This is a genomic window from Paeniglutamicibacter gangotriensis Lz1y (genome assembly GCF_000348945.1).
Classification (GTDB): domain Bacteria; phylum Actinomycetota; class Actinomycetes; order Actinomycetales; family Micrococcaceae; genus Paeniglutamicibacter; species Paeniglutamicibacter gangotriensis.
Window position 1 is genome coordinate 1 of record NZ_AOCK01000010.1, and the last position, 17,101, is coordinate 17,101.

The following is a 17,101-nucleotide window of genomic DNA, read 5'->3' on the forward strand; positions in this document are numbered from 1 at the left end:
CCCAATTAGTCTCTATCGGAAACAATTCGACAAGAACTACCCTGACCCTTGGGTGGACTGCAAGGACATCCTCGGTGTGCGAATTATCGTCTCACTAGCAAGCGAAAAAGCGAAGATTCGAGCTGCTTTCGAAAACACATCCTTGTCTCCCTTTGCCGTCGACAAAGTCGAAGACAAAGAAGAAAGCAGGGATTACAAAGAGCTCCGATATGGCGGGCTTCATATTGATCTCACCTACGAGACTCCTTCCAGTACCCTGGGTGAACGGTTAGGATTTGAAGTCCAGATCCGCACAATTGCGGAACACACATGGGCTGAAACCGAACATTCTTACATTTACAAAGGTCCTTCTGGGATATCGGACAAGACCAAGCGACAGTTTGCTCGAGTCCTGGCCCTCGTTGAACTGATGGATATCGAGTTGGATAGAGGTGTTGAAGCGGTGTCTGCACTCGAATCCTATGGATTCCACAAACTCTCCAGAAAGCTAGCCGACACTGCAGCCACATTCGAGATGTCTACAGGTAGCAGTAACCTTACAGAGCAGAACATTGAAGACCTTTGCGCTGTCTTGGATCGGAAACCTCTTGAGCTCTTGGAACTCGTTACCAATTACTCGGCTAGCCATGCTGCGACTCTGAATCAGATTATTGAGCGCATTGGCCCCTCTTCACGCTACTTTGACGTGGACAGGCACTTGCTCGCCGCTCAACCCGAAATGATTCTTGTGGCTGCGTTACTTAATGAGAATGCATATCTTCTGGGTACGAAGCTACATTCATCAGGCCTCTATGAATTGGTCCTGCCAATTGCGAGAGAGATGGGTAAATTTCGGAGCTTTGCCTCGATGGATTAGTCCCAGTGTCGTTTGGTTAAGGTCTATGTAGCGACGTCAACCCACGTGGTTCCGCCTGATCATCGAAATTCTCATCAAACGATCCTTTGACGAGACCTCGGCCTGCATGCCGTTGCGTCGAACGCGAATTACTGGGAATCGCTGAATTTCCAGCGTCCTCAAATTCTCAACAATGTGTCTCGCGTGTACTTTCTTAGGAAAGACGAAATCTAACCTTTAACGAGACCTTGGGATCTGGGATTGGCCAGTATTGGTTATGCGCGCGTCAGCACCGTGGACCAGAACGCCCAGTTGCAGATGGACGCCTTGAAGCAGGCGGGGTGCGAACGAGTCTTTGTTGACCATGGGGTCAGCGGCACTCGGGCCAGCCGGCCCGAGCTGGACAGGATGCTTGACCATTTGCGTCCAGGCCAGGACGAGGTAGTGGTGTGGAAGCTGGACCGGCTGGGACGCAACACCCGCAACCTGTTAGCGCTGATCGACGACCTGGAATCCCGGGGGATCCATTTCCGCTCGCTGACCGAGGGGATCGCCACCACCGGCCCAATGGGCACGGCGATGTTGACCGTGATGTCGGCCTTCGCGCAGCTTGAACGCGACCAGCTGGCCGAACGAACCAAGGCCGGCATGGCGGTGGCTGCCGAACACGGCCGGAAGGCCGGACGACGGGAAGTGACCATCGAGCATAGACAGGTCAAGCGTGCCCGCGAACTCAGGGACCAGGGACTCAGGCCTGCCGACATCGGGAAGGTCATCGGGGCAAGCCGTGCGACCGTCTACAGGTACCTGAGCCTGGGCGGGGAATGACCCGGCGGTGCTGCCTCACCTAAGCTGGCGGCAAGATTCCGGGATGCTTCAGTGCACGTGATACCTACAGTGCCGGACTGTTTATGGAGCATAAACATCGCATTGAACCGCGCGCGACTTGGGACGGATAATGAATTTTTCTTCTTGTTTCAGCTGCCTTACCTGAATGTTCAAATCACACGTGTTGTGTCATGATTTCCAGAAGCATCGCCCACTCGCATCCAAGGACGAAGATGAAATCTTTCCGTACCATTTTGTCTGCCATAAGTGTCATGGCCCTCTTGGCTGCCGGCACGGTTCCAGCAGCCAATGCGGCCTTTGAAACTTCCTGCACACAGACCGTTTTCGACAATACGGAGTATGGCTGGGTCGAAGATCCAACCATCCTCAAATGCTTCTTCGTTGAATCATTAGATGACATCGTGATCCCGGACTCTGTGACGAATCTGAGCCTGGATTCCAAATCCACCGATGTTTCGATCCATAATCTGGAGAAGTTGGCTTCCTACCCATCACTACGGGAGGTCACAGTCTGGTCACGCAGTGCCTCACAGAAAGCCATCGAGGGGCTCTCCAAGCTGCCAAAGGTGGAGAAGATCGAACTTGAATTCCCCTATGGAGCCGACGCCGACATCGACGCAACACCGCTCACCGCAGCAAAATCATTGACCAGCCTTCAGCTGGTTAATGCAGGAATACGAGACTTCCAGTGGGTGAATCAGCTGCCGAATCTGAAATCACTGCACATAGACGGAGGCCTGCAACATGCAGGGTTACCCTTAGCCGGAAAACCGTTTAGCTTCGATCCAGTGGTTGGTGTCGACGGGAAGTCGATCAAACCAAAAAATGGTTTTGATTCGCACTTTAGACCCCTGGACGATTTCAGCGGAATTACTGAGGTTTCAGCCGTACCTGCCAGGCCGGGCCAATCGTCGCTGGTTTTCCAGTCCGCGCTCAGCGGATCCCATCCCTCGCTGTCCTCTGTCTACATCGACATGCATTTGGGTGTCAACGTTTCGGACAAGCCTGCATTCAGGCCAATGGAACTCACATACAAGACTATTGGCGGGTCTCCTGTACTGCTGCCTGGAGACCACGTGGCGGCTGCAACATCCCCTCTGTACGGTTACGGGAATTTCCAGTGGAAACGCAACGGCGTGCCTATTTCTGGAGCAACCACCCAGTGGTATGCGCTGACATCCGCTGACATCGGGAAAATCATCTCAGTCACCTACACACGCGAGGCGAAAATGAGTTGGGATGGGAAGATCACCATCGTCCCACGTGAAACTGGAACGGTGGCCTACGACTATCCCATCCCTGCCAGTGCGGCTAAAGCGCCCAAGGCAACGGTCGGTGGGAGCGTTAATCTGGCCGAAACGGCAACAGCGGACCTGGACCCAAAGTTCTTCCCCAGCGCGAAACGCACCTACCAGTGGTTCATGAACGGCGAACTGATCAAGGGTGCCACCAAATCGAACTACAAAGTGCCAGATGCTAAATATGGCGCGTGGATAAATGTGCAGATTCAGGTTTCCGGTTCCTACCCGGCACTGTTCGAAAGTGAGCAGAAACGCATCACTCAGGGCGCGCTTAAAGCCACCAAGCCGTCCATCATCGGCACCCCCAAAGTGGGCTCAAAACTGACGGCTTCCCCGGGCAGGGTGGACCAGGCCGGATCGTCACTGATGTTGATTTGGGAACGCAACGGCAAAGCGATTCCACAGCAGAACGGGAAAACATACACCCTGACCTCGGCAGACCTTGGGAAGAAGATCACGGTCCGCGCCCAGTACGAGCGTCCGCCCTATGTTGGGACTGCACCAGTCAGTTCAGCGACGAAGGCTGTAGCGCCCGGAACGATGACGGTTTCCAAGAAACCAGCCATTTCAGGCAAGAAGATTGCCGGCAAGACGATCAAGGTTTCGGGCGGCACATACACCCCCAAGGCCACCAAGGTGACCTACCAGTGGCAGCGCGCAGGAAAGAACATCAAGGGTGCAACCAAGAGTTCCTACAAGGTTGTGAAAACCGACAAGGGCAAAAAGCTAACGGTGAAGGTCACCGCGAAAAAGACCGCCTACACCGACAAACTCACCATACTGACCGCAAAATAGGTGTTTTGGTCCGGTGTGCATGTAGTGAGTATTCGACGGTTTGGGGACCACCCATTATTGCCGTTGGGGGCCAGTGATATTGCCGTTGGGGACCAGTACCTCCCCGGGTGGGAGCCACCGGCCTCCAACGGGTCTATCTATTCCTGAACGGCGCCGATCTTCTCTCTCATGTTGTAGCTTCCGGTCTCGATCCAAATGGTGTTGTGGATGATCCGGTCCATGATCGCGTCGGCGTGGACGCCGGACCCGAGCCGCTGGTGCCAGTCCTTCTGCTGATACTGCGTGCAGAACACCGTTGACGCCGATCCGTAGCGCCGCTCCATGAGTTCCAGGAGCATGCGCAGGAAGTCGCCGCTGGGGCGGTCCAGCAACCACTCATCTACGACCAACAACGTGAAGGCCCCATACTTTTTCAGGAACTTCGCGGCACCCAACGGCTTGTCCTGGGCCTGGACCCACTCCTCCTCGAGGTCTGGCATACGCACGTATTGGGTGCGAATACTGTTGCGGCAGGCCTGCTTCGCCAGGGCGCACCCCAGATAGGATTTTCCGGAACCGGTGAATCCCTGGAAGACCACGTTCTGGTTCTGGTTCTGGTCAATGAAGGCGCAACTCCCAATACTGGCGAGCATATTGCGGTTCAGCCCGCGTTCCTCGACCAAGTCCACCTGCCGCAAATCGGCGTTGGGGTAACGCAGCTTGGCGCGACTGATCAGCCCGCCTACCTTTGAGGTGGTGAACGCCGAATGCGCTTCGTCAACGATGAGCCGCACCCGTTCGTCGAAGCTCAACGCCATGCTCATGGCTTCGTCTTGGGCCTCGAAAGCCTGGAGCATGTCGGTGGCGTTCATTTCCCGCAGCTTCCGCTTGGTCTCGATATCAAGTGAGCTCATCGGGTGCCTCCTGCGTAGTAGTCGCTGCCGCGCACGTAGCCGCCTTCGTTGTGAAAAGGATCGGGCTGCGTGTCGAGGTTCTTGTCTTGGCCGGTTTCCAGCAGCGGACGCAGATGCGCGTAGCGCGGCGACCTGACCTGGCTCTGCAGCGCGATCCGGCAGACCGCCTCCAGCCGGGCCGGGCCATAGCGCCGGCTCAGGCGCAGCACCGCCAGCGCGGCGTTGAAGCCCTGCTCCTGGACCTGCACCGATTCAAAGATCCGCTCCACTACATTCAGCGTGCACGGCCCGGTGCGCGCAGCCCAGTCCGTGACCCGTTGGGTGTCCCAGTGCTGCCACTGGCGCTCCGGCGGGATATCGGCGTCGTTGGTCTGATACTGGTTCAGCGTCTCGCCCGACAGCAGCCGGTGGCTGGTGATCCGCTCGTGGTTCCGGTAGACCTCCAACACGGATTCGGTCAGCCGCAGGTCCACGGTGGCACCGATATTGATGATCGGGACCGAGTAGTAGTTCTTCTGCCACGAGACGTAGCTGTTCCTAGCGACCTTCCGCCCGTAGACCCAGGTACTGATCTCATAGCTGACCGCCGGCAACGGGTTCATCAAGGGCTGTTCCTCGGCCAGGAACACCGACCGGCGGGACCCGGCACGCTTCTGGAACGGCTCCTGGTTATAGGCCTCGACCCGTTCCCGGATCGCGGCCCGCAACTGCCCCAGCGATCCAAAGGTGGTCTTCCGCAGGCCGGCGATCACCCACGTGGCCACGTGGCTCACGGTGTTTTCCACGCTGGCCTTGTCTTTTTTATCCCTAATTAGGGATAAAAAAGATTATTCCGAGGATTCCGTTATCCCGAGCATTCGTCGGCATTCCTTTGATCAGCCGGAATCCGTGTGCCCTTCCTCGGGATAACTATTTGAGGCCAGCGAGTCGGAGAATCAATTCATCGGGGCCCTTCCAGATAGGGGCAGGGTCGGGAGTGCTGCTGGCGGCCTTCTGGATGGCCTCGCGCACCATCTGATTATCAGCCGAAGCATAGATTTCGGTCGTGGAAATATTCGCATGGCCCAGGAATTCCTTGATATGCGGCAAAGGCACCCCGGCACGCAGCATCTGCATCGCACGCGCGTGTCGCAGCTGATGAGCATTCACGTGCTCGGGAACCTCGGGGCATTGCGCCTGAGCGATGGCCGCATACTTATTGAGCATGTAGGCGACGTTGTCCTGGCTCATCTGATGCGGTTCTCCAGCCCAAACCGTATAGAACAACGACGCATCCGGAGCGATCGAGTTCGGATGGAACAGCTTCAAGTACTGCTCCACGTGGCGTCCTGTTTTGTCCATGATCGGCACCGTTCGTGTCTTGTGCCCCTTCCCGGTCAGTGTCACCGCACTGCTTCCCGCGTTGGTGACGATGTCGGTAGGGCGCAGGTCCAAGATTTCCTGGATCCTCGCCGCAGCATCGAACATCAGCAGGATCAACAGGGTGTCCCGCAGCCCGTGGCGGGTTTGTTGCCCCGGCGCGCGAATCAACGCCTCCACGGCGGGCATGCTCAACGCATTCGGGACCCGCTCCGGCGCACGTGCTGGGCGGACCCTTTTGACGTCCAACCAGATCGCAACCAGTGCAGGTTCCTCTCCAGCGCAGTACGACAAAAAGGACTTGATGGCGGCCACCCGCTGATTCGCTGAGGAGGCACTGAGCTTCCGGACATCCATGAGCCACGAGATGAACTCAGACATGCTGCTGTAGGTGATCGCGTCGAAACCGACCTGCTGTAGCTTCAAAGACCGGGTTTCGCCCAGAAACGCCAGGAGGGTGGTCAAGGCCGTCTTGTAGGAACGAATCGTATGTGGGCTGAGTCTGCGCGACCGGGGAAGATAGCTGGTTAACCAGCTTCGCACGAGGGCGAAGAATTCATCAGATTTCATGGTGTGCCTCCGGAAACATGGACTCAATATTGGTGTTGGCGATGCCGCGCAGCTCGGGGTGGAAATCGGCGGCCAGATGGAAGTAATACCAGGTATCTTCCGTGTTGCTATGCCCCAAATGCAGGCTCAGATATGCGACCAGCACTTCAGGGCGCCTACCTGCGAGCACCCACCGGTTGATCAGTTCGACCACGTGCGCGTGGCGCAAGTCGTAGGGCCGCGGAGGTGAACCGGGGCTGGCCACGATCAGGGAGCCGGCAGCATCTAGAAGCTCATGGAACCAACGGTTCGGGGTGTCTTTGCTGTAAAAATCTCCTTGGTGGTTGGGAAAGAACGGTATCCGGTCCGGGTGGAAGGGAGTGAGCGCGTCGTCATAGCGGCGGGCGTACTCCTGCAGGTCTGGTGACATTAACACCATCCGGTCCTTGTGCCCCTTGGACTCTCGGATCAGCACCGAACCATGGGCTAGGTCGACATCGTTGCGGTGCAGTTTCCTCGCCTCGCCCGGACGCAGACCCAGGCAATAGAGCATCCGGAACATCACCGGAATGATCAGCTGCCGCTGTCCACCAAACGGCGAAACCTGGATCGAGTCGGCGGCATCAAAAAGTGTCCGCAACTCCCGGTGGGAGAAGATGTGCGGATGATAATGTACCTGCCGTCCTGGAATGCCTTTGGGGATGACATAGGCCTCGACCCCCAATGAGGCCATGTATTTGGCCAGCTGCCTGACCGGAGTGATCCGCCTGATCTGGCCGTTGACGTGCTCACCGGGGCGTTTCACGACCCATTCCATGGCCATGGCCTTCGATAAGGTGGCTTGGGTCGGATAGTGCAGGGAACATATGGCGTCGAAGGCCAACAAATGCCGTTCAGAGGTCACATAGGGCAGCCCCATCGCATGCTTGAGCTCCAGTAACCCCTGAACGTGAGGGGCCAAACCACTGACAAAGCTGCTCATGACTCTGCTCCTCTGGGTTCGATCCCCGCGAAATCAAGACAGCATTCGCGCATGTGTACCTCGTCAGCAACGAGATAGTGTTTGGCCGAGGAAATGCCACGGTGACCCAACGCCCCGGAGATGACCGGTAACGGGGTATCGCCTTCAAGCATGCGGGTCGCAAAGGACGTCCGCAGTACCCGAAAGCCGTGGCCCATCCCGGGATCGGAACCGATGCCCGTCCGGGCAAATGCGCAGGAAGCCACGTGATGCAATCCGTTTGAAGGTGCAAGGGCAACATGCGGGGCTTGGGTCCTCAGGAACACGTGCTCATCGTTGACCTCGGCGGGCCTGTCATGGAGCAGGTAGTCGGCGATGGCTTCTCCCACATCTGCCAAGAGCGGCAGGTTCAGCACCACGCCCGTCTTACGTTGCACCAAAGTGATTTGTCCTTGTCGCCAGTCGATATCCTGCAGGCGCAGGGCTACGATGTCCACGGGACGCAACCCGGTGCGCGCACCCAACAGCAACATTGCACGGTCCCGGATTCCGGTGACGGTACCCGGGTCGGGCGAGCTTGTCAGCATCTCGATCTTCTCGGCCGGCAGCACAGAAACATGCCTCACGCGCCGTGAAGCGCCCCTCGGAACTGACCGAGAGAGCCCCGAGCATCCTGCGGACTCTTCAAGAAAACGACATAGCACCCGAATCGCCGAGAGCACCGTCCTCATGCTGCCGGGACGGTAACTTTCTGCCAATGAAATCAAAGCGGAAGCCACCTCTGCACCGCCCAATGCCCGAAAGTCCGTGATTTCTCGACTTTGCCACGACGCCAATGTTCGACGAGCGACAACTGCATACAGGTCCTGAGTGTCCCGGGCTAGGCTTTGGTGGGTTAGCCACGCTTCGAAGTGCTCCTGGACCGGGCGAAACACAGAATTGAGCCCAGAGTTGGGGGACGTCTGCTTCGATAGTTTCCACCGGTATGTGCCGGTGTTTTGGACCTCGGATAAAACCAGTGCTGACTTGCGTAGGAGCTTGAATTTCCATTCCTTGAACCGGCCTTCGTCTCGTTCCGTGGTCAGGAACTGCAGATAGGATGCCAGAGTTTCGTCTGAGAATTCGGCAATACCGTTTTCGGAGCAGAACACGTTGAAGCGGTGCCACGCCCACCGATACTGCATCAGCGTCGATGGTGCCTGCTGGAGCTTGACGATCTCGGTATCGGCTTTCGAGATCAGCTCACTAATGGGGATCTTCATTTCTTCCTCACCTCATGTGAATACGGATAGGGGTGAGGCAGCTTAATCCCGATTTGTTATCCCGAGGAAGGGCACACGGATTCCGGCTGATCAAAGGAATGCCGACGAATGCTCGGGATAACGGAATCCTCGGAATAATCTTTTGGAGCCCGGACGCGGCCCGGCAGCACCGCCGCCGCATAGTGGGCGGCCAGGTGGCGGTAGGAATCGTTGAGCACGATCTCACCCTCGGCCGGGTGTTTGATCACGCCGGTCTTCAGATTGTCCGGCACAATGCGTGGTACAGAACCACCGAAGGCCTCGAACATCGACACGTGCGCACGCAACCAGCTGTCCTGCTTCATGTCCAGGGTGGCTTCCACGAACGCATACCGACTGAACGGCAGGCACGCGACGAACAAGTAGACCCTGTTCCTCGTGCCGGTGAGCGGATCGACCAGCTCCATGGTGGGACCGGACCAGTCCACTTCGATGCTCATCCCGGCCTTGTGCTGCACCCGGGAGGTTGCGTGCGATTCCAAGACGAACCGCTGATACGTCTTGCAGAACCGGTCATAGCCCATGACCGCCTGCCCGCTCCCGGCCTGGGAGTCGAGGTACTCGCCATGCAAAAGCTTCAACGTCACCCCGACCTTCGCCAGCTCGTGGTGGATGGTGCCCCAGTCCGACTGGGCGAAAACGCTTTGGTGGTCCCCGCGGCCCGGGAACAGCTGGGCGTACACCTCGTTCTCGGACTTCTCCCGAACCTCGTCCCAGCCGATGCCTTGCTGCTCCGCCGCTTCGAGAACGGTCGTGATGCTTTTCCTCGAGGCCCCGAGCGAGGTCGAGATCGCCCGGCCCGAGAGCCCGTCTGCGCGGAGCTTGAGAATAAGCTTCGCCTTGATCCTACGTACCATTGAAACTGTTCCTTCCACCATGTGGCCATCACATGGTGGAAGGAGCCTATTTCGTGGCCCCCAAGAACGCTACGGGTGGCCCCCAAGGACAATAATCCCGTTTTTCCGCGGTGGCCCCCAAGCGCAATATTGCTGGCCCCCAAAGAGTCAAATATTCATGTAGAGCACACAAGACCAAACCGTCGTTTCCGAGAACCAAAACCGCCGTTCGAGCACGCCGCTTGAACGGCGGTTTTCAATGTTCACGGTCTCCCGAAACTAAGTGGCAAATTCGGCGTGATGGTACGGCCAGTCCGGATCGACCCACGCCCGCTACCGAAAGCCTCCTCTATACAGCTGCTTATCGGGCAGCCGACCTTGCGGCGGCGGTTGAAGTTGGCGGTGATGGCGGCGTTGGATCAGCGGATCGGGACCCGGTTCACGATCGGTGGGATGAGCCTGGAGGACACCACGGATTACCTCAAGGGGCATTTGGGGTTTGCCGGTCGTGCTGACCCGTCGTTTTCCGGTTCTCCTGACGTGAGTGTGGGTCAGGAGAACCAGAATTACTTGGTGTCAGGTTCGGGTATACCACAACCTGACGTTCGGAAATCAGCGAAAAACTTTCTCTGGAGCTCCCAACGAGGGTTTGCTGAGAGTTCTGCCTCATGCTCTTGCCGCTGACTGCCCAGAATGAACGAACATGCCTCGTGCGCAGCTGTGGGCTGTGTCCGACACCTTGCCCCAAAAAGATCTCGCTTCTTATCGCCCTTCTGGACATCGCGTTGGCTGTGCAGGTTGTTCATTTGGTGACGGTCACGGCGTAGGACGCTGGCATGGACGGTGCGTCATTGTCTTCAACCCAGGTCTTGAACTTTGCGCTGAGGCGGGCCGATGCCAAGTAGTTAGGAATCCGGTTTAGCCGAAGAGCTTCCGTGATCCGGTCTGCGATACGTTGATTGCCATGAGCCTCGGCAAGTGTTTTAACGCGTCGTAGGTGGGGAATGAGTGTGGGGTCTTTCTTGATCGTCAGTAGGATCCCGAGGCTGGCGGCTGCGAACTTGAGATCAGAGGTCCGAAGTAGACGGCGACCGCCAATGGTGCTGTCATTTCGAAGTTCCAAGACTGCCATCATATGGTCTATAGGCTGAGCATCGGTGTCGCTCAACAATGCAACCCGGTTGTAGGCGCTCTGCGGGATGATCAGTGGGGTCTCGCCTGCATCCGTATGCAGCACTATTTTCCGGATCTGGGCAGGTGACCCTAAAGACAAGGCCAAGGCAAGTTCAAAGACTCGATCCTGACCTGGGCTAAGGAGGAAGGCCCACGTTGAACTCGATTCTTCCGATGAGAGTACAGGTGTCCCCTTGTGCTTGAGATAGAACTTAGCCATGTAAAAAGCCGACAGTTTCATATAGGCCGCATCCTCTTCCCGGAGTGGGATTGCGTGGCCAGCATTTGACAAGGCGTTGGAGAGAGACCAGCTCATGGCTGAAATGGATTCAAAGAGGGAAAAAACTTGATCAATGACGCTCGAGATAGAGAGGGTTTCCTCGTAGGAACGTAAATTGAATCGTACGAGGTGGCCATCTACCGAATAGCTGTTTCCGTGTTGGGCAGCATTCCGCAGGTGTGCTCCGGAGTCTTCTAAGAACGTTGTCGTCGCCGGATGTTTGAGAAGCCCTTTGGCGAGGTTGGTTGCGTCATCTTTGAGTAATTTGGGGTAGGGCTGTTGCTTGATCCCGGCCATGAGGCTGTACCAGGCCAAAAGAGGACTGACTACGTCTTCATAAACTTCTCCGTAGAACTTGATAATTCGTCTTAGGAGGGCCTTTTCGTCGTTCTCTCTCGAAACTACAGCCTCAAAGGACGTCAAGGATTCGTAGAGTAAGCGCTGGCTTCTGGCGAGGCTTTCCAGTGCCCCATCTTCAATCGCAATTTCCTGTAGGCGATGGTTGGCAAAGCAGAAACGAGCAGTCTCTGCCATTACGTCGTTGAAACGGTTTGGATCCATGTGGACCGATGCGACGGTATGCAGCGTCAGATATTGAATGCCGTGGGCCTCGTCAGTGGGAACGCCGGTCTTCTCCTCGGCGAGGCGTTTACCGTACTGGCCCATTTCAAGAACGGAAAAATCGGGATGAGATATCGAGAGGGCTGTCAGGATGCGTTCGGAAAGGTCCTGAATAGATAGATCCTCGTAGGCAAGGGCCGAATTAACGAGCTCCTCATGCGTTGTCAAAGTTTCAGACGCCGAATCGAGTAGCTCTTGTCCACGCTGTCCGAGAATTATTGCTTCATGGATAGTGGGGGCGCTAAGGACTTGCTCGTACGTTGGCCAAAGCCCGGAAAGGGTGTCGAGCGTGACTGAAACCGAGCGATGAAGCGCAACCCTAGGCCGGAGCTTGGGAAATGATTGACAGCGGAGACGAAGGGCTTCGAATGATTCCAGTCGCTCGACCATGCCCAATACTGCAGCAGACGATTTGGGTCTTTTAAGGATGGCTCTGAGAGCTTCGACGAACCCTTCCACAAATTCTCTAGGCTCCTCCTTTGTCGGGAGGTTCGTGGTATCCACGGTCGGTTTGGCGGGTGAAACCTGAGGAGTTAGAGCAGCGTTAATCCTTGCAACCGCCGTCCGTCTGTCTACGACGACGGAGTTCACCTCGCCGGCTGGTCCGCTTTTGCCACACTCATTGCAGACATCGCCCAAAACGCGTGATGCCCCACACCGCTGACAGGGAAGGGTCCGAAAACTCATTTTCTGGCTGCGGCTCATAGCGTTCGTTGCACCACACGGTAGACGGTGCTCCGAGCCACTCCGAAGAGTTCGGCAATTTCGGCGCTGGTGTGTTTGCCGCCGTGGTGCAGAGCCACGAGGTGCTTTTCCTGGGCGGGGGAGAGCTTGGGTTGCTTGCCGCGGAGCCTGCCTTTGGCCTTGGCAATCTGCATGCCCTCGCGGGTGCGGGCGCGGATGAGATCGGATTCGAACTCTGCCACCATCGCCAGGACGTTGAACAGCAGCCGGCCGACCGGGTCGGTCGGATCGTGGACGTTCCCGCCGAGGCTCAGCTTGATGTTGCGCTTGGTGAGGTCTTCGACGATATCGCGAGCGTCGGGCAGGGAACGGGCGAGACGGTCGAGCTTGGTGACCACCAGGGTGTCCCCGGCCCGGCAGGCGGCCAGGGCCTGTTTCAGTCCGGGGCGTTCGCGGTTCCGGCCGGTGAACCCATGGTCAACATAGACCAATTCGTCCGGAACGCCGAGTGCCGTGAGGCCCGCTTGCTGGGAGGCGAGGTCTTGTTGGTTGGTGGAGACGCGGGCGTACCCGACCAGGTGCGGTGACATGCCCTAAGTGTAGCGTTTGTGCCACCTTCACCGGGCATTATTGCGGGCGGGTCATGCGCGAATCCTAGTCCTTGAATTTTCAAGGTTTTCTAATGTCGGATTTTTGGGTCTCGGGTGTCGCGGTGGGGGATCGGTTAACGCAACACCTACCTTTGGGTCCGAGCCAGCCGTTAAGAGCTGACCGGTTCGGAAATGTCGTGGCTGGCGGGTGCGATTGGATCAGCATCGTGAACTCAGGGCAATGCTCCGCATTCATTAGCGCTGACGAAGAACACCTGGCTCGTCTCAACATGGTTTGTCAGGCGGCACCGTATTAGCAAGAATCGCCGTAACAGCCCTTCGGATCTAGCTTTGTCGGCGTGAGGAGAAATGAGTCTTTCTGTTGCTCGTGTCGATTCAGCGCACCATTCCCATAGCGCCCGCGAAATAGCCGCACGTGAAGTGGCTTTGCCGGCTGCGAGATACCCGCAATGCACGAGTTTGTGCCCTCACTGCGCCGAATCCGTTAACCCGGTAGGGTGGTATACGTATGGTTTGCAATTTCGCATGACCAGCACAGAAACAAGACGAAATATCCGCGCACCTCGCGCACCTGATCCACCGGAAGACAATTGCGGTCCTCGGTAGTGGCTTTCGCTCTTCAATGCGAAGAGCGCGAGTCTCGATCGAAGACCAAGTTGCACCGAATGTGTGGCCTGTTCGCCGTGTGCTGCGGATATTGATCGAAAGGAAAGCCCCCACATGGAGGGTCCAGAAATTCAGTTCGCAGAGGCCGTGATCGACAATGGTCGATACGGCAAGCGCGTTATCCGCTTCGAAACCGGCCGTTTGGCTCAGCAGGCTGCAGGTGCAGCCATGGTCTACATCGACGAAGAGACCGCATTGCTCTCGGCAACCACTGCCGGCAAGCACCCGCGTGAAGGCTTCGACTTCTTCCCGCTGACCGTGGACGTCGAGGAGCGCATGTACGCTGCCGGCCGTATCCCGGGCAGCTTCTTCCGCCGCGAAGGTCGCCCGTCGACCGAAGCCATCCTGGCTTGCCGCCTGATGGACCGCCCGCTGCGCCCGACCTTCGTCAAGGGCCTGCGCAACGAGGTCCAGATCGTGGTCACCGTTTTGGCTATCAACCCGGACGAGCTCTACGACGTGGTGGCCATCAACGCCTCCTCGATGTCGACTCAGCTCTCGGGCCTGCCGTTCTCCGGCCCGATCGGCGGCGTCCGCGTTGCCCTGGTCGACGACGGAAACGGTGCCCAGTGGGTAGCCTTCCCGAAGCACAGCCAGCTGGAAAACTCCGTGTTCAACATGGTTGTTGCTGGCCGCGTGGCAGGCGATGACATCGCCATCATGATGGTCGAGGCAGAAGCCACCGACAACGCCTGGACCCTCATCAAGGAACAGGGCCACACCGCCCCGACCGAAGAAGTGGTTGCCCAGGGCCTTGAGGCTGCCAAGCCGTTCATCAAGGCACTGTGCGATGCACAGTCGGACCTGGCAGCACGCGCCGCCAAGCCCGTTGTCGAATTCCCGATCTTCCGCGACTTCGAAGACGACGCCTACGCAGCCGTCGAAGCCAAGGCCACCGCCAAGCTCGCCAAGATCTACCAGATCTCCGGCAAGCAGGAGCGCGACACCGCAGCGGCGACCTTCAAGGACGAGATCGTTGCAGAGCTCACCGCAGAAGGCACCGCCTTCGAGAAGCGCGCAGGCGAAATCTCCAAGGCCTTCGGTGCAGTCACCAAGCAGGTAGTGCGCCAGCGCATCCTGACCGACCAGGTCCGCATGGACGGCCGCGGCCTGTCCGACATCCGCAAGCTCACCGCCGAGGTCGAGGTTCTTCCTCGCGTCCACGGTTCGGCGATCTTCGAGCGTGGCGAAACCCAGATCATGGGCGTCACCACCTTGAACATGCTCAAGATGGAACAACAGATCGACTCGTTGTCGCCGGTGACGCGCAAGCGCTTCATGCACAACTACAACTTCCCGCCGTACTCCACCGGTGAAACCGGCCGCGTGGGTTCCCCCAAGCGCCGCGAAATCGGCCACGGTGCCCTGGCAGAACGCGCCATCCAGCCGGTGCTGCCGTCGCGTGAGGAATTCCCGTACGCCATCCGCCAGGTCTCCGAGGCCTTGAGCTCCAACGGCTCGACCTCGATGGGCTCGGTCTGTGCCGCGACCCTGTCGCTGCTCAACGCCGGTGTCCCGCTGCGCGCTGCCGTTGCCGGCATCGCCATGGGCCTGGTCTCCGACGAAGTTGACGGTCAGACCCGCTACGCGGCCCTGACCGACATCCTCGGCGCCGAAGATGCCATGGGCGACATGGACTTCAAGGTTGCAGGTACCTCCGAGTTCATCACCGCCATCCAGCTTGATACCAAGCTTGACGGCATCCCGGCATCGGTCCTGGCAGCTGCGCTGACCCAGGCCCGCGAAGCCCGTCTGCACATCCTCAATGTCCTGAACCAGGCCATTGACACCCCGGACGAGCTCTCCACCTACGCTCCGCGGATCATCTCCGTGAAGATCCCCGTAGATAAGATCGGCGAGGTCATCGGCCCGAAGGGCAAGATGATCAACCAGATCCAGGAGGATACCGGAGCGGATATCTCCATCGAGGACGACGGAACCGTCCTCATCGGCGCCACCAACGGGGAAGCTGCAGACGCAGCACGCTCCGCGATCAACGCCATTGCCAACCCGATGGTTCCCGAGGTTGGCGAACGCTACCTGGGCACCATCGTGAAGCTGACCACCTTCGGTGCGTTCGTTTCACTGACCCCGGGCAAGGACGGACTGCTGCACATCTCCGAGCTGCGCAAGCTCGCCGGTGGCAAGCGCGTCGATGACGTCGAAGACGTTGTCTCCGTTGGCCAGAAGCTCCAGGTCGAGATCACCAAGGTCGACGATCGCGGCAAGCTCTCGCTTGCCCCGGTTGTTGCTGAGGATGAGAACGCCGAAGCTGCTGAGTAGTCATCCTCTCCTAGTCTTCTAGGCTAAAAATCCCGGTTCACCGAAAGGTGGGCCGGGATTTTTCTATTGCCAATTCGACGTCGACTACCGAACGCGTGCGTTACGCGAAGCTATTCTGTCGGACCGGGCTGCTTGACTAGTGCTAATAGAACAGGTCAAGTCGAATTGGAAGTAATAATGAAAGATTCGAATTCCAAAGACGAGATGTCGCGCATCTCAAACAGCACAGATTCGGGTGCTCGTGCACTGTGGAATATTTCACGGAACTCCAAAGGCGCCATTCTCAATCGTGGGCTCCTCTTAGGTCTCGCTTTGCTTGGCTTGTCTGCCCTCGTTATGTCTGATTTCCAACCACAGGTAGCACTGACAATTCTGCGTCATAGTCCATGGATGACTGTACTGGTCGGGACCCTAGTGAATCTCATGCCACTTGTCGTCCCGGTTGCCGGCCTAGTATTTTTAGTTCTTGGCGCAATGAAGATGTGTACTAGCGAATACTCCGATGGTGCATTCAAAATGCTCGCTAGCTTCTTGCTGTTCGTAGCGGGCTGGCTTGTCATTGACAGGAACCTGATTTTGTCACCAACGCTTATGATCCCGATATTTGGTGTCACGACGATTATCAGCGTGGTGATAGGTGCGAAGTGTGGATATTCGGAGTCGGTGGAACAGCTAGCCGGAATCGTGGTGCTTAGTACGTTTGCGATCTCGCTATTATTTCTGTTCGGAAACCCGGCAGTGCCGAATTCCATGGCAAGGCCCTACGTCGCAGCGGAGGAAATCAACACCGTAACCGGAACAGACGAACCTGCTCGATTGATTGGGTACGTTTTGGATGTTGATCCTAGTGGGCGGTGGACAACAGTGCTGCTCGAAGGGAACCGACAAATTGAGATTTTGGAAAGTTCGAACATCGTTGAACGAACAGTGTGTGAACCCACCTCGACGTCAAAATATAAGCCTTGGTGGCCCCTGCTTACTTCGCAAAGCGCAGCCATTCCTGTCCTGAGATGCAATATCAGCTGATCATTATCTGTCGCGGCACGGCGGCGGTACTGATCCTCGGGGAGTGCACCTTATCGAACGACTAGGAGTTACTCCCGG

At 57.5% G+C, this 17,101-nt stretch carries 11 protein-coding genes and 2 pseudogenes; 5 read left to right on the plus strand and 8 right to left on the minus strand.

Translation table 11 applies throughout. The features are described 5' to 3' along the window. The 3 genes from ADIAG_RS15155 to ADIAG_RS15165 form a co-directional block, all read left to right on the plus strand. Positions 1 to 856, plus strand: an 856-nt coding sequence (locus ADIAG_RS15155) for a hypothetical protein (RefSeq protein ID WP_043475366.1), incomplete at its 5' end; no start/stop codon positions are given. A gap of 240 nt (positions 857 to 1,096) precedes the next feature. Further along, positions 1,097 to 1,663: a recombinase family protein gene (locus ADIAG_RS15160; protein ID WP_007272296.1), complete on the plus strand. Its 567-nt coding sequence runs from the start codon at positions 1,097 to 1,099 to the stop codon at positions 1,661 to 1,663. Positions 1,664 to 1,896: 233 nt separating this feature from the next. Then, positions 1,897 to 3,780, plus strand: coding sequence for a hypothetical protein (locus ADIAG_RS15165; RefSeq protein ID WP_007272297.1), 1,884 nt, complete (start codon positions 1,897 to 1,899; stop codon positions 3,778 to 3,780). 137 nt (positions 3,781 to 3,917) lie between these two features. Here the strand turns inward: ADIAG_RS15165 and ADIAG_RS15170 are convergent, their stop codons facing one another. The 8 genes and pseudogenes from ADIAG_RS15170 to ADIAG_RS15205 all read right to left on the minus strand — a co-directional run bounded on the left by ADIAG_RS15170 (position 3,918) and on the right by ADIAG_RS15205 (position 13,027). Next, the gene (locus ADIAG_RS15170; protein WP_007272298.1) at positions 3,918 to 4,673 is read right to left on the minus strand and encodes an ATP-binding protein; all 756 of its coding nucleotides are present in this window, start codon (positions 4,671 to 4,673) and stop codon (positions 3,918 to 3,920) included. Further along, positions 4,670 to 5,485: pseudogene (locus tag ADIAG_RS15175) on the minus strand (Mu transposase domain-containing protein); the annotation flags it as partial. The pseudogene ADIAG_RS15175 and the gene ADIAG_RS15170, both read right to left, overlap by 4 nt. Positions 5,486 to 5,582: 97 nt before the next feature. Further along, entirely contained in the window at positions 5,583 to 6,602 is a 1,020-nt protein-coding gene (locus ADIAG_RS15180) for a tyrosine-type recombinase/integrase (protein WP_007272300.1), read from the minus strand. Then, positions 6,592 to 7,563 (minus strand): tyrosine-type recombinase/integrase, encoded by a 972-nt coding sequence (locus ADIAG_RS15185; protein WP_007272301.1) that lies wholly within the window; start codon positions 7,561 to 7,563, stop codon positions 6,592 to 6,594. Before ADIAG_RS15185 ends, ADIAG_RS15180 begins: the two co-directional genes overlap by 11 nt. After that, entirely contained in the window at positions 7,560 to 8,804 is a 1,245-nt protein-coding gene (locus tag ADIAG_RS15190; protein WP_007272302.1) for a tyrosine-type recombinase/integrase, read from the minus strand. Before ADIAG_RS15190 ends, ADIAG_RS15185 begins: the two co-directional genes overlap by 4 nt. 137 nt (positions 8,805 to 8,941) lie before the next feature. After that, positions 8,942 to 9,700 (minus strand): annotated as a pseudogene (istA, locus tag ADIAG_RS15195) (IS21 family transposase); the annotation flags it as partial. A gap of 781 nt (positions 9,701 to 10,481) precedes the next feature. After that, a complete protein-coding gene (locus ADIAG_RS15200; RefSeq protein WP_051059969.1) occupies positions 10,482 to 12,212 on the minus strand; it encodes a hypothetical protein in 1,731 nt (576 codons plus the stop codon). A 242-nt stretch (positions 12,213 to 12,454) separates the two neighbouring features. After that, positions 12,455 to 13,027 carry a recombinase family protein gene (locus tag ADIAG_RS15205; protein ID WP_007272305.1) on the minus strand — a complete coding sequence of 191 codons (573 nt, stop codon included), beginning with the start codon at positions 13,025 to 13,027 and terminating at the stop codon, positions 12,455 to 12,457. A gap of 741 nt (positions 13,028 to 13,768) precedes the next feature. Between ADIAG_RS15205 and ADIAG_RS15210 the strand changes: the two genes are divergently transcribed. Both ADIAG_RS15210 and ADIAG_RS15215 read left to right on the plus strand, forming a co-directional pair. Beyond that, positions 13,769 to 15,997, plus strand: coding sequence for a polyribonucleotide nucleotidyltransferase (locus ADIAG_RS15210; RefSeq protein ID WP_007272306.1), 2,229 nt, complete (start codon positions 13,769 to 13,771; stop codon positions 15,995 to 15,997). Positions 15,998 to 16,174: 177 nt separating this feature from the next. Beyond that, positions 16,175 to 17,023: a hypothetical protein gene (locus tag ADIAG_RS15215; RefSeq protein WP_007272307.1), complete on the plus strand. Its 849-nt coding sequence runs from the start codon at positions 16,175 to 16,177 to the stop codon at positions 17,021 to 17,023. Positions 17,024 to 17,101: the final 78 nt, after the last annotated feature.